23 protein-coding genes are annotated in these 22,778 nt (G+C 65.3%); 12 read left to right on the top strand and 11 right to left on the bottom strand.

Annotated elements, in window-relative coordinates:
- The first annotated feature begins 10 nt into the window (after positions 1–10).
- The 3 genes from AC0KVN_RS13345 (at position 11) to AC0KVN_RS13335 (ending at position 1,719) form a co-directional block, all read left to right on the top strand.
- Positions 11–826 (top strand): pyrroline-5-carboxylate reductase family protein, encoded by an 816-nt coding sequence (locus AC0KVN_RS13345; RefSeq protein ID WP_037491111.1) that lies wholly within the window; start codon positions 11–13, stop codon positions 824–826.
- A 62-nt stretch (positions 827–888) separates the two neighbouring features.
- Complete coding sequence (locus tag AC0KVN_RS13340; protein ID WP_004211094.1) at positions 889–1,392, top strand: asparaginase domain-containing protein; 504 nt, start codon at positions 889–891, stop codon at positions 1,390–1,392.
- An 81-nt stretch (positions 1,393–1,473) separates the two neighbouring features.
- Positions 1,474–1,719: a hypothetical protein gene (locus tag AC0KVN_RS13335; protein ID WP_435568498.1), complete on the top strand. Its 246-nt coding sequence runs from the start codon at positions 1,474–1,476 to the stop codon at positions 1,717–1,719.
- A 38-nt stretch (positions 1,720–1,757) separates the two neighbouring features.
- Here the strand turns inward: AC0KVN_RS13335 and AC0KVN_RS13330 are convergent, their stop codons facing one another.
- From AC0KVN_RS13330 to AC0KVN_RS13315, 4 genes are all read right to left on the bottom strand, one after another.
- On the bottom strand, positions 1,758–2,915 hold the full coding sequence (locus AC0KVN_RS13330; protein WP_435568499.1) for a pyridoxal phosphate-dependent aminotransferase: 1,158 nt from the start codon (positions 2,913–2,915) through the stop codon (positions 1,758–1,760).
- A gap of 145 nt (positions 2,916–3,060) precedes the next feature.
- Positions 3,061–3,588 carry a CarD family transcriptional regulator gene (locus tag AC0KVN_RS13325; protein WP_004211100.1) on the bottom strand — a complete coding sequence of 176 codons (528 nt, stop codon included), beginning with the start codon at positions 3,586–3,588 and terminating at the stop codon, positions 3,061–3,063.
- A 246-nt stretch (positions 3,589–3,834) separates the two neighbouring features.
- Positions 3,835–4,173, bottom strand: a complete 339-nt coding sequence (fdxA, locus tag AC0KVN_RS13320) for a ferredoxin FdxA (protein ID WP_004211101.1) — start codon at positions 4,171–4,173, stop codon at positions 3,835–3,837.
- 160 nt (positions 4,174–4,333) lie between these two features.
- Positions 4,334–5,014, bottom strand: a complete 681-nt coding sequence (locus tag AC0KVN_RS13315; RefSeq protein ID WP_029547626.1) for a YiaD family glycine zipper/OmpA-like lipoprotein — start codon at positions 5,012–5,014, stop codon at positions 4,334–4,336.
- A gap of 147 nt (positions 5,015–5,161) precedes the next feature.
- On the opposite strand from AC0KVN_RS13315, the gene AC0KVN_RS13310 reads away from it, so the two are divergent.
- Both AC0KVN_RS13310 and AC0KVN_RS13305 read left to right on the top strand, forming a co-directional pair.
- Positions 5,162–6,478, top strand: a complete 1,317-nt coding sequence (locus AC0KVN_RS13310) for a hemolysin family protein (protein ID WP_017500236.1) — start codon at positions 5,162–5,164, stop codon at positions 6,476–6,478.
- A 2-nt stretch (positions 6,479–6,480) separates the two neighbouring features.
- The gene (locus tag AC0KVN_RS13305; RefSeq protein ID WP_483656143.1) at positions 6,481–7,287 is read left to right on the top strand and encodes a kinase; all 807 of its coding nucleotides are present in this window, start codon (positions 6,481–6,483) and stop codon (positions 7,285–7,287) included.
- Between the two features lie 32 nt (positions 7,288–7,319).
- On the opposite strand, the gene AC0KVN_RS13300 is transcribed toward AC0KVN_RS13305, so the two are convergent.
- A complete protein-coding gene (locus tag AC0KVN_RS13300) occupies positions 7,320–7,943 on the bottom strand; it encodes a c-type cytochrome (RefSeq protein ID WP_037510216.1) in 624 nt (207 codons plus the stop codon).
- 172 nt (positions 7,944–8,115) lie between these two features.
- Here AC0KVN_RS13300 and AC0KVN_RS13295 point away from each other — a divergent pair, with 172 nt between their 5' ends.
- Entirely contained in the window at positions 8,116–9,006 is an 891-nt protein-coding gene (locus tag AC0KVN_RS13295; protein WP_004211109.1) for a prephenate dehydratase, read from the top strand.
- A 435-nt stretch (positions 9,007–9,441) separates the two neighbouring features.
- Here the strand turns inward: AC0KVN_RS13295 and AC0KVN_RS13290 are convergent, their stop codons facing one another.
- Positions 9,442–12,183, bottom strand: coding sequence for a KGGVGR-motif variant AAA ATPase (locus AC0KVN_RS13290; RefSeq protein WP_483656142.1), 2,742 nt, complete (start codon positions 12,181–12,183; stop codon positions 9,442–9,444).
- Between the two features lie 130 nt (positions 12,184–12,313).
- Positions 12,314–12,595: a hypothetical protein gene (locus AC0KVN_RS13285; protein ID WP_435567329.1), complete on the bottom strand. Its 282-nt coding sequence runs from the start codon at positions 12,593–12,595 to the stop codon at positions 12,314–12,316.
- A 270-nt stretch (positions 12,596–12,865) separates the two neighbouring features.
- On the opposite strand from AC0KVN_RS13285, the gene AC0KVN_RS13280 reads away from it, so the two are divergent.
- From AC0KVN_RS13280 to AC0KVN_RS13260, 5 genes are all read left to right on the top strand, one after another.
- Positions 12,866–13,594 carry a sterol desaturase family protein gene (locus tag AC0KVN_RS13280; protein ID WP_435567330.1) on the top strand — a complete coding sequence of 243 codons (729 nt, stop codon included), beginning with the start codon at positions 12,866–12,868 and terminating at the stop codon, positions 13,592–13,594.
- Positions 13,591–14,028, top strand: coding sequence for a DUF2141 domain-containing protein (locus AC0KVN_RS13275; protein WP_435567331.1), 438 nt, complete (start codon positions 13,591–13,593; stop codon positions 14,026–14,028). Before AC0KVN_RS13280 ends, AC0KVN_RS13275 begins: the two co-directional genes overlap by 4 nt.
- 96 nt (positions 14,029–14,124) lie before the next feature.
- Positions 14,125–15,036, top strand: a complete 912-nt coding sequence (locus tag AC0KVN_RS13270; RefSeq protein ID WP_435567332.1) for a tetratricopeptide repeat protein — start codon at positions 14,125–14,127, stop codon at positions 15,034–15,036.
- Positions 15,037–15,051: 15 nt separating this feature from the next.
- A complete protein-coding gene (locus AC0KVN_RS13265; RefSeq protein ID WP_037517693.1) occupies positions 15,052–15,663 on the top strand; it encodes an LON peptidase substrate-binding domain-containing protein in 612 nt (203 codons plus the stop codon).
- Positions 15,664–15,671: 8 nt separating this feature from the next.
- Positions 15,672–15,857, top strand: a complete 186-nt coding sequence (locus AC0KVN_RS13260) for a Trm112 family protein (protein WP_435567333.1) — start codon at positions 15,672–15,674, stop codon at positions 15,855–15,857.
- A gap of 21 nt (positions 15,858–15,878) precedes the next feature.
- Here the strand turns inward: AC0KVN_RS13260 and AC0KVN_RS13255 are convergent, their stop codons facing one another.
- From AC0KVN_RS13255 to AC0KVN_RS13240, 4 genes are read right to left on the bottom strand one after another with little or no spacing between them, the layout of a single operon-like run.
- Positions 15,879–17,402, bottom strand: coding sequence for a Ppx/GppA family phosphatase (locus tag AC0KVN_RS13255; RefSeq protein ID WP_004211116.1), 1,524 nt, complete (start codon positions 17,400–17,402; stop codon positions 15,879–15,881).
- 7 nt (positions 17,403–17,409) lie between these two features.
- Positions 17,410–19,548 carry an RNA degradosome polyphosphate kinase gene (locus tag AC0KVN_RS13250; RefSeq protein WP_435567334.1) on the bottom strand — a complete coding sequence of 713 codons (2,139 nt, stop codon included), beginning with the start codon at positions 19,546–19,548 and terminating at the stop codon, positions 17,410–17,412.
- A gap of 3 nt (positions 19,549–19,551) precedes the next feature.
- Complete coding sequence (locus AC0KVN_RS13245; protein ID WP_004211120.1) at positions 19,552–20,184, bottom strand: HdaA/DnaA family protein; 633 nt, start codon at positions 20,182–20,184, stop codon at positions 19,552–19,554.
- Positions 20,181–21,464 (bottom strand): heavy-metal-associated domain-containing protein, encoded by a 1,284-nt coding sequence (locus tag AC0KVN_RS13240; RefSeq protein ID WP_435567335.1) that lies wholly within the window; start codon positions 21,462–21,464, stop codon positions 20,181–20,183. The genes AC0KVN_RS13245 and AC0KVN_RS13240 overlap by 4 nt, the downstream gene beginning before the upstream one ends.
- Positions 21,465–21,683: 219 nt before the next feature.
- On the opposite strand from AC0KVN_RS13240, the gene purM reads away from it, so the two are divergent.
- On the top strand, positions 21,684–22,778 hold the full coding sequence (gene purM, locus AC0KVN_RS13235) for a phosphoribosylformylglycinamidine cyclo-ligase (protein ID WP_435567336.1): 1,095 nt from the start codon (positions 21,684–21,686) through the stop codon (positions 22,776–22,778).

The raw sequence follows: 22,778 nt of genomic DNA, 5'->3' as shown, positions 1-22,778 counted from the left end.
AAGCCTGACCATGACCATTGCCTGCTGGCCCGATCATCTTTTCCTTGTCGGCTGCGGCAATATGGCCGGTCAGATGCTGACCCGCTGGCTGGCGTGCGGGCTCGATCCCGCCCGCGTCACCGTGCTGCGGCCAAGCGGCAAGCCGGTGGCGCACGGCGTGACCGTCGTCACCGCCTATCCCGCGGCGCTGCCGGCCGGCACGACCGTGCTGCTGGGCATGAAGCCCTATCAGATTGCCGACGTGGCGGCGGGGCTTGCGCCGCTGCTGACGGCGGAAACGCGGCTGGTGTCGATCTTGGCCGGCACGCCGATCGCCGACCTGCGCCGGCATTTCCCGGCGCCGCGCGATGTCGTCTGCGCCATGCCCAATCTGCCGGTCGGGCTGGGCGAGGGCGTGGTGGCGCTCTACACCGATGCGGCGACGGATGCGGCGGCCAAGGCCGATATCGCCGCGCTGATCGCGCCGCTGGGCCTGGCCGAATGGATGGGTGACGAAGCCCTGTTCAATCAGGTGACGGCCCTGTCGGGCTGCGGTCCGGCCTTCCTGTTCCGCTTCATCGATGCGCTGTCGCGCGCCGGCGAGGCGCTGGGCATTCCAGCCGATCAGGCCGCGCGCATGGCGCTGGCCACGGTGCAGGGATCGGCGAACATGGCGGCGCGCGCCAGCGTCAGCCCGGCGACCCTGGCGGATCAGGTCGCCAGCCCCGGCGGCATGACGCGCCAGGGCCTCAATGTGCTGGACGCCGACAATCGCCTGCTCGACCTTCTGACCGACACGCTGGTCGCCGCGCGCGACCGGGGTGCGGCGATGGCGCGGGGCGAATAGGGACGGTTCCGGTCGGCGCCATTATCCGTTAAGGGGGCGCGATCGATATACGGAGTCCGTTCATGCTGTCCCCCGAAACCCCCATCCTGCTGCTCACCACCGGCGGCACGATCGACAAGGTCTATTTCGACGCCCTGTCCGACTATCAGGTCGGCGAGACGGTGATGGCCAAGCTGTTGCAGGTGGCACGGGTCAAGCGGCCCTTCCGCATCGAGGAAATCACGCGCAAGGACAGCCTGGAGCTGGATGACACGGATCGTGCGCTGATCGCCGCCCGCGTCGCTGCCGCGCGCGAGAAGCATATCGTCATCACCCATGGCACCGACACCATGACCGAGACGGCCAAGCTGTTGCAGGACATTCCCGGCAAGACCGTCGTGCTGGTCGGTGCGCTGGCGCCGGCGCGCTTTGGCGAGAGCGATGCGAGCTTCAACCTTGGCATGGCTTTCGCCACCGCGCAGGTCGCCGAACCGGGCGTCTACATCACCATGAGCGGATCGGTGTTCCGCGCCGACAAGGTGGTCAAGGACCGCGCCAAGGGCGCCTTCGTCCCGACCGGCGAGTAAGGCGGGCCAACGGGGCGGCTGAAACCTTTGCCCGCTCTCCGGCATTGTTGCCCCCACGGGGTGACAAAGAGGAGAGACTATATGGCAGATTATCAGGAACGCCCGGCGCCCACGACGACCATCATCGAAAAGCGCAGTGGCGGCGGTGGCACGACCATCGCGATCCTGCTGCTGGTCGTGGTGGTGGCGGTTGCCGCCTTCTTCCTGATCAGCAGCCAGACCCGCAAGGATGATGCCGTGTCGAGCGCGGCGAGCCAGGTCGGTCAGGCCGCGAGCGATGTCGGCGACGCCGCCAAGGATGCCGCCGACAGAGTGAAGGGCAATTGATCCAAAGGGCCGGCTTCCACAGCGAAGCCGGCCCTTTTTCAGACCATGATCCTGTCGAGCGCGGCGCAGAAGGCCTGCATGTCGGCCATCGAGCCGACGGTGACGCGCGACATGGTGGGCCAGGGCGCCCAGTTGCGGCCGATGCCGACACCCGCCGCCAGGAACTGGGCCTGGACGCCGGCCGCCGGCTTGCCCCAGTCGACCATGAACATGTTGGCGTCCGACGGAATGAATTTTACCCCGCGCTTGGTGAGGTGGGCGAAGGTGAAGTCGCGCGCCGCGATCATCTCGGACCGGCGCTGCTCGATCAGCGCCTTCTGCGTCAGCGCAACGGTGCCGCACACGACCGAGGGCAGGGGCAGGTTGGTCGACATGCGCTTGCCGTCATAGCGCATCATCCTGGCATGCAGGTCCGGCCGCGCGATGGTGGCGCCCAGCCGCATGCCGGCCATGCCGAACAGCTTGGAGAAGGTGCGCAGCACGATCACGTCCTTGCCCTGCGCGACCAGCGGGGCGGCGGACTGGCCGTGCGAGAAATGGAGATAGGCCTCGTCCACCAGGACGATCGATCCGGCCGGCTTGTTGGCGATCAGCCATTCGATGTCGGCCACCGGCGTCAGCGTGCCGGTGGGGTTGTTGGGCGAGCAGATATAATAGAGGCCGGCGTCGGGATTGGCGGCGAGCATCGCCTTCACGTCGTGGCGATAATCGGGCGTCAGCGGCACCTTCGTCACCTTGGCGCCGGCCCATTCCGCCGTGCCCCAGGGCTGTTCATAGCTGACATCGGCGGTCACCAGCCCCTTTTGCGGCGAGCAAAAGGCGACGACGATGCGCGAGAGCGGGTCGCTGGACCCCGGCCAGGGCAGGACATAATCGACCGGCACGCCCTCGATGGTCGCGAGCGTCTTCTTGAAGTCGGTGACTTCGGTGCCGGGGTGGTAGAAATTGGCGTGGGACACGATCTTCGCCGCGGCGGCCTGGGCGACGGGGAAGGGGCCGGTCCAGCATTCGTTCGAGCCGATCCGCACCTTGGGGAAATTGCCTTCTTCGGGGCCGTCATTGCGCTGCGCCCAGACCGGGGTGCCGGCGGTGGCGACCGCCACGCCCGCGCCCAGCACGCCCAATATGCGGGCCGCGTCGCGGCGCGAATAGCCGCGCTGGATCAGATCCTGCTGCGCGTCATCCTGGTCGGTCATGGCTATTCCCCTATGCGTCCTGAAGAACGGTTCGGGGGAGTCAACGGACGAGGGCGGGATTCCCGCAATGGTCCTGCCGTAACGAAGAAGGGCGCCCCCTGGGAGGGCGCCCTTCGTCATGTTTCAGCCTGTTCGGGCGAAGTGATCAGCCTTCGACCTTGGCATATTTCGGTGCGGCCTCATTGAGGATGCGCAGGATCTTCTGCAGCGCGGTGGGCTCGTCGGTCTCTTCCATCGCGGCGAGTTCGCGGGCGAGGCGGCTGGAGGCTGCCTCGAAGATCTGGCGCTCGGAATAGCTCTGCTCGGGCTGGTCGTCGGCACGGAACAGGTCGCGGGTCACTTCGGCGATCGACACCAGGTCGCCCGAATTGATCTTCGCTTCATATTCCTGGGCGCGGCGCGACCACATGGTGCGCTTGACCTTGGGCTTGCCCTTCAGGGTTTCCATCGATTCCTCCAGCGTCTTGTTGGAGGACAGCTTGCGCATGCCGACGCCTTCGGCCTTGTTGGTGGGAACGCGCAGCGTCATGCGCTCCTTTTCGAAACGGAGCACATACAGCTCCAGTTCCATGCCCGCGATCTGCTCCTTTTGGAGTTCGATCACACGGCCCACGCCGTGCTTGGGGTAAACGACATAATCACCAACGTCAAAGGACAGCGCCTTGGCAGCCATTTGAAACCTTTCTATTCAACCGGGGAACGGGCCGTCGCGGGGCAGGTGCAGCAGGGGCACGAGTCGGGGAAAGTCCGCGGCGTCACCGTCAAGACATGATGCGAATACTCCAGGACGAACGCGACCATGTTCGTCCGCTGGGCGCTATTTAGCAGATTCGTAACAAAATTGCCACCCCCGGACACAAAGTCTGGGGGTGCGGCACAAAATGGGACGCTGCGCCTTGATGGCGCAGGATAATATCGATCAGCTGCCCTCGCCGGGTTCGGGCGAGAAGAACTGCTCCAGCTTGTTCTCTACGCCGCTCATCGCGTCGGCATCAGCCGGGGCCTCGCCCTTGACCGTGATGTTGGGCCATTCGGCCGAATATTTGGTGTTGAGTTCCAGCCACTTTTCGAGGCCGTTCTCGGTATCGGGCAGGATCGCCTCGGCCGGGCATTCCGGTTCGCACACGCCGCAGTCGATGCACTCATTGGGATTGATGACCAGCATGTTCTCGCCCTCGTAGAAACAGTCCACGGGGCAGACCTCGACGCAATCCATATATTTGCAGCGGATGCAGTTGTCGGTCACGACATAGGTCATTGTCAGGGCACTCTTTGGGTTGCGACAGCGGCGGCCCTGCTATGCCCGGCGCGCGCGAAGGTCAATGAGGATAATGTTGACGGGCGCGTAGGGGCGGTTTTGTGCTGTCGGCAGCGCAGATGGTCGGTCGGGCCGCCCGTTCGAGCGGCCCGAGCCATCGTCAGCTGCGCACGTCGGATTCGGTGACGGGCGAGATCTTGATTTCGACGCGACGGTTGGCGGCCTTGCCTTCCTCGGTCGCATTCGACGCGATCGGCTGGGTTTCGCCAAAGCCGCGCGTGGCGATGCGGGCCGACTGGACACCATGGCTGGTCAGATAGCCGGCGACCGACTGGGCGCGGCGTTCCGACAGCGTCTGATTATAGGCGTCCGACCCGTCGCTGTCGGTGTGGCCATATACGTCGATATAGGTCTTGGGATATTGCGACAGGATCGAGGACACCTCGTCCAGCGTGGGGCGGAACTGCGGCTGGACGCTGGCGTCGTTAAAGGCGAAGGTGATGCCCGAGGGCATGCGCAGCAGCAGGTCGTCGCCCTGGCGGATCACGTCGACGCCGCTGCCGGCGGTCTGCTGGCGCAGCTTGCGTTCCTGTTCGTCCATATAGGAGCCGATGCCGGCGCCCGCGATCGCGCCGATGCCGGCGCCCAGGATCTTTTCGGTGCGGTCATGCCGGCCGCCGACCAGATCGCCCAGCAGATAGCCGCCCAGCGCGCCGCCGATGCCGCCGATCGCCGCCTTCGACATGCGCTTCTGCCCGGTTTCGGGGTCGGTGGTGCAGGCCGTGGTGGTCAGCATCGCGGCCAGGCCGGCGGCCATCATGATCCGGTGCGAAATCCTCATTCTTCTATTCCCTTGTCCTTGGCATCCGCGTGGATGGATGCCTCCCTAATAACCCAGGCGATGGATTGTTCCACAAGTGAACTGAACGGGCGATGATGGGATGGTTGTGAAAACGAAAGAATAAAGGTTATAGGGGAGGGGACCACCATGGCCACGATCCCCCCTCCCGCTCCGACGCCCTTCCCCTGGGTAGACCTCATCATCATCCTGGCGCTGGTCGCGCTGAACGGCGTCTTCGCGATGTCGGAGCTGGCCATCGTGTCCGCGCGCAAGCCACGGCTGCAGGCGATGGAGAAGGCGGGCAAGCGCGGCGCCAAGTCGGCGTTGCAGCTGGCGGCGGACCCAGGCAAGTTCCTGTCGACCGTCCAGATCGGCATCACTCTGATCGGCATCATCTCCGGCGCCTATTCGGGTGCGAGCCTGGGCGGGCCGACCGGCGAGCGGCTGGCGGCGCTGGGCCTGTCGCCCAATATGGCGGAAAATCTGGGTTTTGCGCTGGTCATCGGCCTCACCACCTATGCCTCGCTGATCATTGGCGAACTGGTGCCCAAGCAGTTCGCGCTGCGCCAGCCCGAGCCGATCGCGGTGCTGGTGGCGACGCCGATGCTGTATCTGGCCAAGCTGACCGCTCCGGTGGTGTGGGTGCTCGACAAGTCGAGCGGCCTGATCTTCAAGCTGCTGGGGCTGGACCGCGAATCCGAACATCATGTCACGGTCGAGGAACTGCACCTGATCGTCGCCGAGGCGAGCCGGTCGGGCATCATCGAGGAAAGCGAGCGGGCGATCATCTCCGGCGTGGTGCGGCTGGCCGACCGGCCGGTGCGCGAGGTGATGACCCAGCGCATGGATGTCGACTGGATCGACATCAACGCCGATGAGGACACGATCCGCCTGCGCCTGCTGGAAACGCCGCATACCCGCCTGCCGGTGGGGCGTGGATCGGTCGAGGACATTATCGGCATCGTCCAGGCGCGCGACATCATGACCGCTTTGTTCCGGGGCGAGGCGCTGAATATCGAGGCGCTGCTGCGCAAGGCGGAGGTCGTGCCCGACCAGGTCGACGCGATGGATGCGCTGGAAGTGCTGCGCAAGTCCGACGTGCCGATGGTGATGGTGCATGACGAATATGGGCATTTCGAGGGGATCGTGACCCCGGCCGACCTGCTGTCCGCCATCGCCGGCCATTTCGCGTCGGACCGCGACGTCTATGACGAGCCCGATCTGGTCGAGCGCGAGGATGGCAGCCTGCTGGTGTCGGGACAGATGCCGATCGACCAGCTGGCCGAGAAGATCGATATCAACCTGTCCGAGGACCGCGACTATGCGACGGTCGCGGGCCATGTGCTGTGGCTGCTCAAGCGCCTGCCGGAAGTCGGCGACTATGCCGAGGATCAGGGCTGGCGCTTCGAGATTGTCGACATGGATGGGCGCAAGATCGACAAGCTGCTGGTCGCGCAGCTCTGACCATGGCGGCGTCGGCGCTCGATGCAGTCGACCGCCTCGCGCTGCGCCTGCTGGAAGAGAAGGACGGCCTGGCCGTGCTCGGCCTGTGCGGGGCGCAGGGCAGCGGCAAGAGCACATTGGCGCAGGCGCTGCAGGCGCGGATGGGCGCGCGGGGCGTGGCGAGCGCGATTCTGTCGATCGATGATCTGTATCTGACGAAGGCTGAGCGGGAAGTGCTCGCCGGGAGCGTGCATCCGCTGCTGCGGACGCGGGGCGTGCCGGGGACGCATGATGTCGCGCTGGGGCTGCGGGTGCTAGACGCACTGGCGGCGGGGCGGACGGTGCGGCTGCCGCGGTTCGACAAGGCGGTGGATGATCGCTTGCCTGAAAACGCGTGGCCGGAGGCAAAGGCGGGGCTGCGGCTGCTGATCCTGGAGGGTTGGTGCGTGGGCGCGCGGGGGCAGGAGGCAGGTGAACTGGATGCCCCGGTCAACGCGCTGGAGCGGGACGAGGATGGTGACGGGCGCTGGCGGCGCTTCGTCAATGCGGCGCTGGCGGGGGCGTATCAGGCGCTGTTCGGGCGGATCGACGCGCTGGCGCTGCTGGCGGCGCCGGGGTTCGACGTGGTGCAGTGCTGGCGGACGCAGCAGGAGGCGGAATTGCGCGCGGCCGGCGGCGGCAGTGCGGTGATGAACGATGCGGAGATTGCCTGCTTCATCCAGCATTATGAGCGGCTGACCCGGCATATATTGGACGAGATGCCGGCGCGGGCCGATCTGGTCGTGGCGCTGGATGCTCAGCGCTGCGTGACGGCGGTGCGCAGCCGATAGCCAAAGCCACCGGCCGCGCCCTTGCTGAAATTTTACTGCGCCGCGTTCTCGGCCGGGGCCTCGGTCGCGTTGGCGGCATTGTCGCCGCCTTCGGCCGGCGCCGCATTGTCGGCCGCGGCCGGCGCGGCATCGGCGGCGGGCAGGGGGAGGTTGGACCCCTGCGTGTTCAGCCAGGCGATCAGGTTGGCGCGATCGGCCGGGTTGGAGAGGCCGGCAAAGGTCATCTTGGTGCCGGGGGCAAATTCACGCGGGCTTTTCAGCCAATGGTCGAGATTGTCGAAGCTCCATTCGCCGCCCTTGCTCTTGAGCGCTTCGGAGAAGGCGAAACCGCCCTTGCCCTGGCCGATGCCTTCGCCGACTGTGGCGTAGAGATTGGGACCGATGCCATTGGCGCCGCCCTGGTTGACGGTGTGACAGGCGGCGCATTTCGCGAACACCTTTTCGCCGGCCGCGACATCCGCGCTGGCGAGCAGGGTATTGAGGCCGGGGCCGCTGTCGCCGCCACCTTCGCCTTCCACCTCGACGCCCTCGATCGCATAGCCCATCTTTTCGGGCCGTTCATCGTGGAAATATTTGGAACTGACGATCGCGCCACCCAGCGCGATGATGCCTGCAAACAACGCCCACCCTGCAACGGTGTTGAATCGATCGCCCATCCGCAGATTTCCCTCGCATCTTTGTTATGGAGGCTGTCTTGCGCTCCCCCACTTAAGCACTTGCCATAATGGGGGATAGGCCGGGGTGCAACCCGCCGTGGCGCTTTTCGCGCCCCGCCGCCCCGCCGATGCTTGCGCGCGATCCCCCAACTGCCTAAGCGCGCAGGCACGCATGGAAAATTATCCCGCCCCCGCTCGCGCGCTGGTCGCCGACATGTCGCAAAAGGCCGCTGCCGATCCGGCGCGCGCCGTCGCCTATCAGGGCGCGCCCGGTGCCAATTCGCACCTGGCCGCGCTTGGCTACGCCCCCGATTGCGTGCCGCTGCCCAGCTTTGCGTTCGAGGATGCGATCGACGCCGTGCGCAATGGCCTTGCCGCCCGAGCGATCATTCCGATCGAAAACAGCCTGCACGGCCGCGTCGCCGACATGCATTTCCTGCTGCCCGAATCCGGGCTGCACATCGTCGACGAATATTTCCTGCGCATCCGCCACTGCCTGATGGCGCCCGACACGGTGCCGGTGAAGAGCGCGATCAGCCATCCGCAGGCGCTGGGCCAGTGCCGCCATTATCTGCGCGAGCGCGGCATCCAGCCGGTCGCCTATGCCGACACCGCCGGCGCCGCCGCGCTGGTGGCGGAAACGCGCGCGCCGGGCGAGGGGGCGATCGCCCCCTATCTGGCCGCCGAAATCTATGGCCTGCGCCTGATCGCCGAGAATATCGAGGATAGCGACGACAATATGACCCGCTTCCTGGTGCTGGCGCGCGAGCCCAAGGCACCGGCGGCGGGCGTCGGCCCGGTCATGACCACCTTCCTGTTCGAGGTGAAGAATATCCCCGCCGCGCTCTACAAGGCGATGGGCGGCTTTGCGACCAATGGCGTCAACATGACCAAGCTGGAAAGCTACCAGCGCGGCGCCAGCTTTGCCGCGACCGAATTCTATTGCGATATCGAAGGGATGCCGGGTGACCCGGCGGTCGACCGCGCGCTCGCCGAGCTGGAATTCCACACCAAATGGGTGCGCGTTCTGGGCAGCTACCGCCAGGCCCGCCCCCGCACCTGAATGATGCGCCCGACAGAGGGCGGTTTCAGGGTCACTATTGGGTCGCTCCAGGGTCATGGCGCGAAGTTCACAGTGTCGTGACGCGACGATATCGGCGTTTTGCGGCGTTTTCGCGCCTGAAACGCGCCGCCGACGCGCCTGTTGGATCACATCCGGGTCATGGAGACGCGCCATCAGGGTCACGGTGACGCGCCTGTTGGGTTGCGGGGGTGGCGGCGCATTGGCGCGCGCATGGGAGGGATCGTCGCTGCTCCATCGTGGAGGATAGAACAGAAATTGGCCGAGTAGGAAAGCTGGGTGGGTTTGGCCGTTTGCGGAATGGCAGCATCTTACAAAATTTAAAGGAACAGCAGACGTTGCTCTGCGACGTATTTGTCGAAAAGTGACACATTATTCAGACGTTTGAACGGTTGCTCACTGCACGCCCATCAGTGTCTATGGTCGCTTCCGCGCACGATTGTAAAGGTTCACCACGCTCCGCCGCGCCCCGGCATGCTTTAGACCTAGTCCCCGCCGAAATAGCTCCGGCACTTCATATGGGGGACTGTCGCCAAAGATGATGCCGTGGCGGATCAGTGCTGCCAACTCTGTATCGGTGAGCCCAAGCTGATCGACGACCTCTTGGCTGAGCGGAACGGCAAGTTCATCAGCCTGAGACTTGAACTTGGCAAAAGCGGGCTTTAGTTCACCTATCTCTTCCTGGGCTTCTTCCACCTTCGAAGTGCTCGTGGATTCGACCGCCGTCCGTAGCGAGCGCGGCGTCAACAAGCGCTCGGCGTAAAGCGTGGCCTCATCACCTTCCGGTGCGACCGTGGCCGCGCTAGCAAGAAGGCGAACTAGATCGCGAGGAACAAGGCGCCCGCGCAGATCGGAAAGGACCGCAACAATCCAAGTGGCGGTATAGGCTTCCCGTGTACGTTGGCCCGGCTTGTCGTCCGGCCCAAGCTTAGTGCCCCAGAGAGGCTCAAGCTTTGTTGCGCGCTCCGCCGAGGAGAGATTCTGGAAGTCGGCGTCCCAGAGGTTTGGGAGCGCTCTTGACTGCGATGCAAGCCATGCTGCGAGTTCCAAGACATCATCTTCCGTCCAGGTGAGTGCGAAGGCGGCGTACTCGCGCCTGAACTGATCAAGATTTTGACGGATCGCGGCCTCAACGGTGTCGCGGCGCACGAAAGCGATCATCCCGATCGGCCGCCGCAGTTCAGACCGAAGTTTCTGCGGAAGCGAGATGAGAAGCGCACGCATCGCCAATTCCACGCCGGAGTCGGCCACGGACGAATAGAGTTCTTCCAGTCCCTCAAAGACGGCCACGATCGATGTTGGGCCAGCGCGGAGCTCGTCGAAGAAGCCTTCGCCTACTCCTTCCGTTTTGGTTTTGTAGCCAACGCTCCATGCAATCACGTCAAGCCAGACTAATACCCATTTGCTCTCGCTCAAATTGCTCTGGAGCTTTTCCTTGAGGTAGCTCGTTGTCTCAAAAATGTTCAGTGGCGTACCATAGCCCAGCTTTTCGGCAATAGCGCGACGGGCATCGTCTGCCTCTTGCTGCAAGATCGCGCTTGACTGAATAGATGCCGCGATCGGCACAACAGCGGCGGCGATAGCATTATCGCCACCGACAAGATCTGCGGCGACCTTACTCCATTCGCCTTTCGATACGATGAAACGTGCTGCGAGCGTCTTACCGGTGCCTTTTGCACCTTCCGCGATCGCGATCGGCACTTCGGATTTGTAGCGCGAAGCCAAGGCACTCAGCGGCTGGGTGACCAATGGACGCGGCACGGTCCCTTGCACGTTTTCAGCTGCGATCAACTGGTTAGCAAAGGCACTCAGGGCCTGTCGCTGATGGGCGACAGGCGGGAAGGATGCCACGGGCTCAACGCTGTTCTGCACTGCCTTAAACGTCAGTTCGGTGGCAACAAATTCTTCGCTTCCATTTGCCAATGCACGAGAAAATCCACTGCTGCTAAGTTGTTCGACGAAGTCGCGCCAATTCCCAGTGGGGACTTGGATATCGGGAAGCTCCGGTACATCGACTTGGACAAAGGGCTGGATGTCGGATGCACTCGTGAACAGGTCTTCGCTCGCACCAATCTCGACAGAGGCGTCTCCTACAAGCGAATTCAGCAACTCGTTAGTCAAGGGCTCCGTAATTTTCTTGTCCGTTCCCGTCTGCCGGAACAGGACAGGCACGCGGTTTATTACTAGCAAGGGGCGTCGCGGCGTTGCGCCATTCCTACGAAATTCGCGCGCAAGGAATCCCACAAAGCCCGCTGTCGCCTTGATCGACTGATCGGCCAAGGTAGTGACGAAGATCGGTGAAACGTTCGGGTCCATCGCGAGGTTGACACCGATTGGGACTAAGCCGGCCCTTACGTCCACGACGATCCCTGCGACGCCGAGTTGGGCCGCAACTCCAGAAAGCAAGTCTGCGAGCGCGAACGGTCGCTCGGATGTGGAAAGATGCTCGGGCCGAATCGATGAACTTGCTAACTCAGCAATGTCGCGCCGCAAGGGCAGAACGAAGATATTTCCGGGCAGCAAATGGTCTCGAAGCCTTTCAGCAACGAAGTTTGTTGTCTCCGGCGCGCCATCGGCCTCTTCGGCGTGCGCCAAAGCGATCAGATCTTCTAGGGACGTCTTAGGGTGTCCGGCAAATGCCTCGAACAGATAGCTGATCCCCGGCGCCTCAAGGTCCGCGTCAACCAGCAGGATAGGGCGCTTGCTGGCGGCAGCCCAATGCAAGGCGAATGCTACAGCGGTCGTTGTGCGCCCCGTGCCTCCCTTCACGCTCAGAGCCGCTGCGATAGGGGTTTGCCTCTGCGGACCTTGCGCCTCGGCAGGCCGGAAATCGATCCATCCATCTATCACGCCGAAAGGCTGTCTCGAAGCCCCCTGATCTGAGACGATATCGACGTGAACCGGCAGATCGCTAGCCGACAAGCCGCCTTCGAGTTCGATTCGCAGCGGGTTGAGTTTGACCCTGGAAGGGAAGAGCGTTTCGAGTCCAGCGGTGAGACGCGCGATATCTACTGCTGCAGTGGCTTCGAACAACAGGCCGAACCAGCCAACGCGCGCGCTGGCGATCTCCACAGGCAAGGGCGACTGGGCGGGATCGATTCCCGCCAAGCAGCGGGCAACGTCAACCCAAGTGACCGGGGAATGATCAGGCGTGCTCATCGATTTTTCTTACACCATTCCAACAAAGATTTTAGCCAGTCGTAGATGACGTCAGTGTCTTGGATCTTTTCACCGTAACGCCACGCTTCGTGGAGGACCGCTGGCGACCCACTCAGCCCCAGCCGAACCGTCACACTGCAGGGACGGGCTTAATGCTGGCGCGCGCAATGTTCAGCGCCTGAACCAGCGAAACGATGTTGTGAGAAAAGCTGCGCGCCGGTCTGGCGCTGCCGCGCGCTTCATCGGTGTACCTTAAATTGTTCTGCAGCATGTATACGGCCTTGAGTCCGCATTCGACCGCATAGAACAACAGCAATGCAGCAGAATCGGGGTCGTGCAGCTTTTCGCGCTCAGCGGACGCGAAGAGCTCCTCCGATCGTCGACGAAGTGCCATTGCAGGAGGGTTGATCAAGCGGCTTCCAATGCTCCTTGCCGCACACAGCGAACAAGATATCGTCCCTCTATTCCGTAGAAGCGGTGGAATGTCGAGAGGCATTCGGGCGCTAGCCTGGAGGCGCTTTCGTCACCGGACTGCCCACCTCGTCGGAAGTATTTTAGCCTGTTAACAGGCAGACTGCTTTCGGGAACAGTGGGACAGTTCTTGGCTGGCAGAATTGGACGCAACCAGCACCTCCCACCCCCTCCGCTTCCGCTCCCCTTCAATCACCGCTATAGCCCCGCCATGGTCGCTGCGATCCTCTTGTCCGCGCTGGCGATGACGCTGATCGTCGGGGTGCGCTATCTGATTGCCAGTGGCGGTTTTGCGCTGGCTACAAGGCTGCGGCAGCCCGGCCTCTATCGCGGGCAGGGGCGACAGATCGGGCGGGAGATTGGCTGGTCGCTGGCGTCGGCGGCGATCTATGGCATTCCCGCCGGGGTCGTCGCATGGGGCTGGCAGGCGCGGGGGTGGACGCGCATCTATGAGGATGTCGGCCGCTATCCGCTCTGGTATCTGCCGGTGTCGGTGCTGCTCTATCTCGCCGCGCATGACACCTGGTTCTACTGGACGCACCGGTGGATGCACGCGCCCTGGCTGTTCCGCATCGCCCATGCCGTCCATCATGCCAGCCGGCCACCGACGGCCTGGGCGGCGATGAGCTTTCATCCGTGGGAGGCGCTGACCGGGGCGGTGGTGATCCCGGCTTTGGTCTTCCTGATCCCGATCCATGTCGGCGCGCTGGGCGTGGTGCTGTCGATCATGACGATCATGGGCGTGTCCAACCATATGGGGTGGGAGATGTTTCCGCGCTGGATGGTGCGCGGGCCGATCGGCCGCTGGCTGATCACCGCCAGCCATCATCAGCGGCATCATGAACAATATCGGTGCAATTATGGCCTCTATTTTCGCGTCTGGGACCGGCTGTGCGGCACCGACCGGGGGCTGGGGGATTTCAGGAAGGAACAGGTGTGATCGGTCGGGTGGTGTTTGCAGCGGTGGCGATGGCGGGGCTGGTGGGGGCGGCGCCGCTGGACCTGGCCCAGCCGATCAGCATGACGGCCGAGGGGCTGCGATCGGCCAAGGGGCGCATCCTGATCTGCGTCGCGCGATCGGCCGACTATTTCCCCGATTGCAGCAAGGATCCCGACAAGCGCCACCTGATCGTGGCGACGACGGGCAATGCCATCCCGCTCGGCAATCTGGCGCCGGGCGATTATGCGATCGCGATCATTCATGACGAAAATGGCAATGGCAAGCTGGACACCTTTGCCGGCATTCCGCGCGAAGGGGTGGGCTTTTCGCGCAATCCGGTGCTGCGCTTTGGCGCGCCCAGCTTCCGGTCAGCCGAGTTCGTCGTGAGCGGCGCGCCGGTGCGGCAGGCGATCCGGCTCAAATATTTCCTGTAAGGCGGCGCGCGCGCCCCGACTTGTCGGCAAGGGGTGACGCCCCACATAAGGCGCTGTATGACGGCGGCGACTAACCGCATTGCAGGAGAATGAAGCGTGGCGACCCTGGGACTGAGCGAGGCCGACAAGGCGGCCGTGGAGGCGTTTCGCCAGGATGTGGTGGAGCCTTCGCGCACGAGCCTGGTGATCGTCGACTTCTGGGCCGAATGGTGCGGTCCGTGCAAGCAGCTGGCGCCGGTGATCGAGAAGGTGTGCGCCGACTATGCCAGCAAGGGCGTCAAGCTGGTGAAGGTGAATGTCGATGAAAATGGCTTCATCGCCAGCCAGTTCCGCGTCCAGTCGATCCCGACCGTCTATGCCGTGTTCCAGGGCCAGCCGGTCGCGGACCTGAGCCAGGCGCGGACCGAGGGGCAGTTGAAGCAATATCTCGACCAGTTGCTGAGCCAGCTGCCGATCGAATCGGACGAGAAGGCGCAGGCGGAAGAGATTGCGCCGCTGATCGCGATGGGCGAGGAGATGCTGGCCGGCGGCGAGGCGGAGCGTGCCTTGTCGGTGTTCCAGCAGATTGCCGACATTGCGCCCGACAATGCCGAGGTGCTGAGCGGCCTGCTGCGCGCGCTGGTGGCGCTTGGGCAACTGGACGAGGCCGATGCGCTGCTCGCCGAACTGCCGGCCGAGATGCAGAAGGACCAGGCGATCGAGCGCGCCAAGGCGGCGCTGGCGCTGGCCCGCAATGCCAGGCCCGTGGCCGACCTGTCGGGGGTTGAGGCGCGGCTGGCGGCCGATGGTGACGATCATGAAGCGCGCTTCGAGCTGGCGACCGGGCTGATGGGCAATGGCGACCGGGATGGCGCGGCCGAGCAGCTGCTGGAGATCGTGCGCCGCGACCGGGCCTGGAATGACGGCGCCGCGCGCACCCAGCTGCTGACCCTGTTCGAGGCGGTCGGGCTGGAAGATCCGTGGGTGTCGGCGCAGCGCCGCAAGCTGTCGCAGATCCTGTTTTCGTAAAGGATCGGTGAGCCGGTGAATCGCGCGCGCATCTCGATCTTTCCCTTGTCCGGCGCGCTGCTGCTGCCGGGCATGGAGCTGCCGCTGCATATCTTCGAGCCGCGCTATCGCGCGCTGGTGCAGGATGCGTCCGCGCGCGACCGGCGCATCGGCATGATCCAGCCGCGCAGCGAGGGGCAGAAGCCCGCGCTGTTCGACGTCGGCTGCCTGGGGCGGATCAGCCATATCGAGGCGCTGGACGATGGCCGGTTCAACATCATCCTGACCGGGCTCGCCCGGTTCCGGCTGGTGCGCGAGCTGGAGGTGTCGACGCTGTTCCGCCAGATCGAGGCGGAGGTGGAGCAGGCGCCGGAGGACGAGGTGCTGCATCTGGTCGAGCGGGCCGCGCTGGAGCAGGAATCGCGCCGCTTCGCCGATGCGCTGGGCTATGCGGTCGACTGGACGGCGGTGTCGCGGCTGGACGACATGGCGCTGGTCAACGGCATCGCCCAGATCGCGCCGTTCGACCCGGCGGCCAAGCAGACGCTGCTGGAGGCCGACACGCTGAGCGAGCGGGCAGACCGGATCATCCAGTTGATGCAGATCGTCGGCCGCGCCGAGCGCGACGGCGGCGCGACGATGCAATGAGCGAGATTATGCGCGAAGAGACGGCCCCAATCAATCCCTGGCTGCTGGCCAAGCTGGTCTGCCCGGCGACGCGCACGCCGCTGCGCTGGGACGTGGCGCGCCAGGCGCTGGTGTCGGACGTGGCGGGCCTGGCCTATCCGGTGCGCGACGGCGTGCCGGTGCTGGTGGTGCGGGAAGCGACCGCCCTTTCCTGACCGGGCGCGGTCGGTGTCGGCCTAACCCTGTCCGCCGAGCAGCTGATATTTGAGGCCCATGGCCTGGGCGAGGTTGCGCAGGCGGCGTTCGACCGCTTCGCCGTAGAGATCGGCATCCTCGTCGCGCAGGTGGAGGTCGATGCGGTCGCCGTGCCGTTCCAGATGGGAAATGGCGAGCGGGCCTTCGACGCCGCCCGACAGGCGCTGGGCCAGGCGGATGGCGAGGCCCCAGAGCGCGGCGCGGCGCAGCGCGTCGGGGCTGGCCATGCGGTCGAGGTTGGGCAGCGTGCCGACATCTCCGCCGAAATGGGTGTGCAGCGCCTGGCCCAGCATCGCCCGCTCGGCAGCGGTGATGCCGACCCAATTGCTGTGCAGGGCGATTTCGACGCCGCGTTCGGCGCGGAAATCGGGATTGGCGCGCCAGCTGACATCGGCCAGCAGGCAGGCGGCACGGCGGATGCGGCGGGCATCCTTGTCATCGTCGGGGAAGAGCGGCGCGATCCAGCGGTCGATACGGTCGCCATGGCCGCGGAAACGGGCCTGTGCCTCGCCCTCCGCCTCGGCCGCGACCAGCAGCGGATCATGGGCGCGGATATCGTCGGGCAGATTTTCGTAGAGCAGCCCTTCGCGCAGGCCATAGGCCGACACGATCATCCGGCTGGACTTGAGCTGGCGCACGACCACCGACAGCAGCGCGGCGGCATCCGGCAGGGTCGGCACGCGCGATCCGGTCATCGCCGGGATCTGCTTCAGCCGGCCCTTGTCGACATGGGAGATGATGCGGGTGAGCTGTTCGGCACGGGCCGCGCTCATCTCATATTGATGGACGACCGGCAGCGGGAAATGGGTGAGCTGCATGTCGAAGCGGGCGAGCGAACGCCAGGAGCCGCCGACGAGATAGAAGGGCAGGTCCGGTTCCGCCTGCCATCCGGCCTTTTCCAGCATCTTGGCGACGCAGCGATCAAGCGCGCGCGGCCCCTTGGCCCGGATCTGCGGCAGGCGCAGCACGCCCAGCGGCAGCGAGATGGTCTGTTCGACCGCGCCCTTGCGCACGCGGGCCAGTTCCAGGCTGCCGCCGCCCAGGTCGCCGACAATGCCGTCGGCATCGGGAATGCCCGACAGCACGCCCATGGCGGCGCCGATCGCCTCCTGCGCGCCCGACAGCAGTTCGACGGTCAGGCCCATCGCCTTGGCACGGGTGATGAACTCGGCGCCATTGGTGGCATCGCGCACGGCGGCCGTCGCCACGCAGCGTATGTCGGTGACGCGCATGTCGCGGCACAGATGGGCGAAGCGGCCGATGGCGCGCAGGCCGCGCTCCATCGCCTCCGGTTCGATCGCACCGGTCTTGGCGAGCGAAGCCCCCAGGCCCGCCATCACCTTTTCATTGAACAGGATGAAGGGGATGCGGCGTGGCCCGTCATAGACGACCAGGCGGACGCTGTTGGAGCCGATGTCGATGATCGCCGAGCGCGCCGTGGCGGGCTCGGGCGAAGTCGCCATGGTCTCCGCCATGGCGCGCACGCGGCTGAGCATCGAGTTCATGGCGCGATCAGGTCCGGCCACGCAGGCGCAGGGTCGGCACCGCGCCATGCTCCTGCGCTGCGCCGCGCCCGGACAGCGACGGGTTGGTCATGAAATAACGGTGCAGGTTGAACGGCCGGTCGCCCGGCTCCAGCCGGGTATAATGGCCGTCGCTGTCCAGCACCCAGCTCTGTTCGGTGTCGATCAGATTGGCGACCATCACCTGGTCGAGAATCTGGTCATGGACGGTTTCATTCTCCACTGGCGCGAGGAATTCGACGCGGCGGTCGAAGTTGCGCGGCATCCAGTCGGCCGAGCTGATATAGACCTTCGCGCCATTATTCGGCAGCGCCTTGCCATTGCCGAAGACGGTGATGCGGCTATGTTCCAGGAAACGGCCGACGACCGACTTCACCCGGATATTTTCCGACATGCCCGGAACGCCCGGACGCAAGCAACAGATGCCGCGCACGATCAGGTCGATCTGCACCCCGGCATTGCTGGCGGCATAGAGTTTCTCGATGATCGCCGGGTCGACCAGGCTGTTCATCTTGGCCCAGATGGTGCCGGGGCGGCCGGCGCGGACATGGTCGATCTCCGCATCGATGCAGGCGCACAGCGTGTCGCGCAGGTCGCGGGGCGACATGACCAGCTTTTCCAGCCGCTGCGGCTCGACATAGCCGGTGATGTAGTTGAACAGCGCGGCGGCATCGCGGCTATAGGCCGGATCGGCCGTGAAGAAGCTGAGATCGGTATAGATGCGCGCGGTGATCGGGTGATAGTTGCCGGTGCCGAAATGGCAGTAGCTGCGGAACTGGTCGCCCTCGCGCCGCACCACCATCGACACCTTGGCATGCGTCTTCCAGTCGATGAAGCCATAGACGACCTGCACGCCCGCGCGTTCCAGCGCGTCGGCCCACATCAGATTCTGTTCCTCGTCGAAGCGCGCCTTCAGTTCGACCACCGCGGTCACCGACTTGCCGGCCTCGGCCGCGTCGATCAGGGCGCGGATGATCGCCGACTGCTTGCCCGCGCGATAGAGGGTCTGCTTGATCGCAACCACGTCCGGGTCGGACGCGGCCTGTTTCAGGAAGGAGATGACGACGTCGAACGCCTCATAGGGGTGATGGACGACGATGTCCTTGGCGCGGATCGCGGCGAAACAGTCGCCGCCATATTCGCGGATGCGCTCGGGGAAGCGCGGCGCATAGGGCTCGAACTTGAGGTCCGGGCGGTCGGCGTCGACGATGCCGGACAGGTCACCGATGCCGATGAAGCCCTCCACCTCGACCACGATCGCCTCATGGCCCTGGAGCATGTCCTGGAGCATTTCCTCGACCGGTTCGGGGATGCGTTCCTCTATCTCCATGCGGATCACGCGGCCGCGGCGGCGGCGCTTGATGGCGCTGCGGAAATAGCGGACCAGATCCTCCGCCTCTTCCTCGATCTCGATGTCGCTGTCGCGGATGATGCGGAACACGCCGCTGTTGCGGACGCGATAGCCGGGGAAGAGATCGGCCGAGAAGCGGCGGATCACCGCCTCCAGCGCCATGTAGCGCATTGGTTCGCCCGGAATGCGCACGAAGCGGGCGAGCGAGGAGGGGATCATCACCAGTTCGCGGATCGGTTGCTTGTCCGACAGACGCTCCAGATCGAAGACGATCGACAGCCCCTGATTGGGGATGAAGGGGAAGGGATGTGCCGGGTCCAGCGCCTGGGGCGTCAGGATCGGGAAGATCTGGGTCAGGAAATGCTCGCGCAGCCATTGGGCGCAGCCGACATCCATTTCCGCGGACGGACCGATCACCTCGATCCCGACCTGCACCAGCTCGCCATGCAGCGCGCCCCAGACCTTCTGCTGGGCGCGCATCAGGCTGGCCGTGGTTTCGGTGATCGCGCCGAGCTGCTGCGCGGGCGTCAGGCCGTCGGCCGATCGCAGATCGACATCCTGCAATTGCTGGCCCTTGAGCCCGGCAACGCGGACGGAGAAGAATTCGTCGAGATTGGCGCCCGAAATCGACAGGAAGCGGAGCCGTTCGAGCAGCGGATGGGCCCGGTTCATCGCCTCTTCCAGCACCCGCTGGTTGAAGGCCAGCCAGGAAAGCTCGCGGTTGAAATAGCGCTCGCCCGCAGGCGAAAGGCTGGCGATGGGATCGGCTTCGGCCACGGATTACTCGCGCTGGTCGTTGGTGGGATCGGGCGGGACTATAGGCAAGATTCCTGCAGATTGCAGGGCCTCTTTCGCCAGTGCGACCGAAATCTTACGTCCAGATGACAGCGATGCCTCATCCAGCAGCGCCGTCACCGCCGCAATCGCGCCATAGCTGCGCTCGATCCGCCGGAGCAGCCAGGGGGCGAGGTCCGGCGCGAAGCTGGCGCCCGACGCGCCCAGCCGCCGCTCGATCAGCGCCAGCGCCAGCGCCTCGTCCGGCTCCTCGATCGCGACATGGGGCGATCCGGCCAGCCGCGATCGCAGGTCGGGCAGCGCCACCGTCCAGCGCAGCGGGGACGTGCGGCCGATCATCAGCAGCGGGCGATGCTCGGTCTGCGCCTCGTTCCAGGCATGGAACAGCATATGCTCGTCCTGCCCCTCGGCATCGTCGATTACGCTGCCGCCGCTCATCGCGACGAACTGGCGGCCCAGCGCCGAACGGCCCGACAGTGGCGGGCCGGTCAGCACGGTCACGGACACGGGCCAGTCGCGCCAGCGTTCCAGATGGGCAACGGCCAGTTGATTGGCCTCGCTCACCAGAAACTCCTCGCCCTGGCCCTGCCATTCGAAGGGCAGGCTGATCTGGCTCATGGCTGTCCTGCGGGCGCCTGCCGGCGCGAGATGCGCATGGTGTTGCCCGATACCGCCACGCTGTAGCCGCGCGCCTGCAATCCGGTGCGCAGCGCGTCGGCCGTCCCCTCGAAGCTGACCTGCATCACCGACGTGCCGCCCAGCGCCAGGCTGCTGGTCGCGGCCGAGCGGACGCCCGGAATGCTACGCAAGGCCGATTCGCCAGCGGTGACCGATCCGACGTCGGGCGTGTCGAACTGGATCGCGAAGCTGGCGATGCTGGCGCCAGCGGTGGGCAGCGGCATGTCGACCGCCTCGATCGGCGTTTCGGTCGCATTCTCGATCGCCAGCGCGCTGGGGTCGACCGGTTCCTCGATGATCAGCGACGGATCGGGCCGCAGGCGGCCGTCATTGAGCGCGCGGATATAAAGTTCGTCGATCCGGCGCGCGCCTTCGTCCAGCATCTGCGGGATGCCGCTGTCGTTCGACGCACGCAGCGCGAAGCTGCCGATCAGGCTGTTGTCGGGGCCGTAGCGGGCGGTGAAATTGGCCGTCACCGGACCGCCGGGCCATTGCCGGTCGAGCCGCACCATCGGGATCACCACATCGGCGGCGCCATATTGATCGAGCAGCACACGCCACCACAGGCGGCCGCGCCGCCCGGTCTGGCCGGCGTTGAGCAATACCGGGTCGGCGACCGAGCCCGCGACGCGGACATAGTCGATCGCGCTGTCGCCGGTGCGATAACGGGCCCAGGCCTTCTGCCATTCATTGACCCGTTCATAGGATACGGCGGAGCCGCCATCCCACAGGACCGGGATCACCAGCAGCGGCGGCGAGCGCATCACATTGCCGGAAACGCCCAGCAACTGGCCGGTACGCGCGCGGTCGAACAAGATGCCGAGCGTCGCGACATAGCGACCGGGGCCGGCCTGTTCATATTCGACCTCGATGCCCGAGATCATGGCTTCGAGCTGCGAATCGGACAGGCTGGGCACGCCGGTGCCGCCGTGGGTGCGGGTCCACAGCATCTTCCAGGCCTGGCGCTGGGCCAGTCGCCAGCCGGCATAGCGGGCCGCATCGGCGCTGCCGGCCTGGACGTCGACCTTCACGCCGCGCACCTCATAATCGCCGCCGCTGGCGATCGGCGGGACGCCGCGTTCGCCCTCCATCTGGGCGAACAGCGCCGCGCCGACCAGGCCGATTCCCACCGCGCCGGCGATCTGCGCCGGCCGGGACAGGGCATGGAGAGCAAGCGCTGGCGGAAACGACAGGCGACGAAGAGTCTTGGCAAGGATCACGGGCGTCCTTTTGGCGAGATTTGCCCCGCATGCCAAGCGCGAACCTGCACGACCTTCCCCGTTCGGGCTGAGCGAAGTCGAAGCCTTCACCTGAGCGAAGCGAAGGCGCCTCGCTCCGCTCGGCGATGCCCTTCGACTTCGCTCAGGGCGAACGGGATATGGAGACAATGGCCGCGCAAAACTCGACATCGGACCGTTTCGAACGTAGAGCGCAGCCTCATGAGCGACAACGAATCCTACAGCTACGCCAAGGCTGGCGTCGACATCGCCGCGGGCAACGCCCTTGTCCGTGCCATCGCCCCCCTGGCCAAGGCCACCCGACGCCCCGGCGCGGACGCCGAACTGGGCGGTTTCGGCGGCTTTTTCGACCTGAAGGCGGCGGGCTATGACGACCCGTTGCTGGTCGCGGCCAATGATGGCGTCGGCACCAAGCTGAAGCTGGCGATCGACCATGATCGCCATGACGGCGTGGGCATCGACCTCGTTGCCATGTGCGCCAACGACCTGATCGTGCAGGGCGCCGAGCCGCTCTTCTTCCTCGACTATTATGCCACCGGCAAGCTGGAGTCGGGCGTCGCCGAACGCGTCATCGCCGGCATCGCCGAGGGGTGCCGCCAGGCCGGCTGCGCGCTGATCGGTGGCGAGACCGCCGAAATGCCCGGCATGTACAGCGACGGCGACTATGACCTGGCCGGCTTCTGCGTCGGTGCGGTGGAACGCTCCAAGGCGCTGACCGGCAACAAGGTGAAGGCTGGCGACGTCCTGATCGGCCTCGCCTCCTCGGGCGTCCACTCCAACGGTTTCTCGCTGGTCCGCCGCCTCGCCGCCGACAAGGGCTGGAAGCTCGGTCGCCCTGCGCTGTTCGACAATGAAGTGCTGCTGATCGACGCGCTGATGGCGCCGACGAAGATCTACGTGAAGAGTCTGCTGCCGCTGGTCCGCGCCGGCATGATCAACGCGCTCGCCCACATCACCGGCGGCGGCCTGCTGGAAAATATCCCGCGCGTCCTGCCCGATGGCACCCACGCCACGGTCGACGCCGACGCCTGGGAACAGCCGCGCCTGATGGCCTTCCTCCAGGCCCAGGGCAATATCGAGCCGGAAGAGATGGCGCGCACCTTCAACTGCGGCATCGGCATGATCCTGGCCGTGGACGAGGCGCATGTTGTGGGCGTCACCCAGGCGCTGGAGGATGCGGGCGAAACCGTGTTTCGCGTCGGCACTGTCAGCGAAGGCGACAAGGGCTGCACCGTCAAGGGCAGCGCCGAAACCTGGAGCGCCAAGGCCGATTGGTCGGCCACGCATCTGGGCTGA

The organism is Sphingobium sp. SG1, assembly GCF_057063145.1.
The sequence above is the reverse complement of the archived record's forward strand: the minus strand, read 5'-3'. Positions and strand labels throughout refer to the sequence as shown.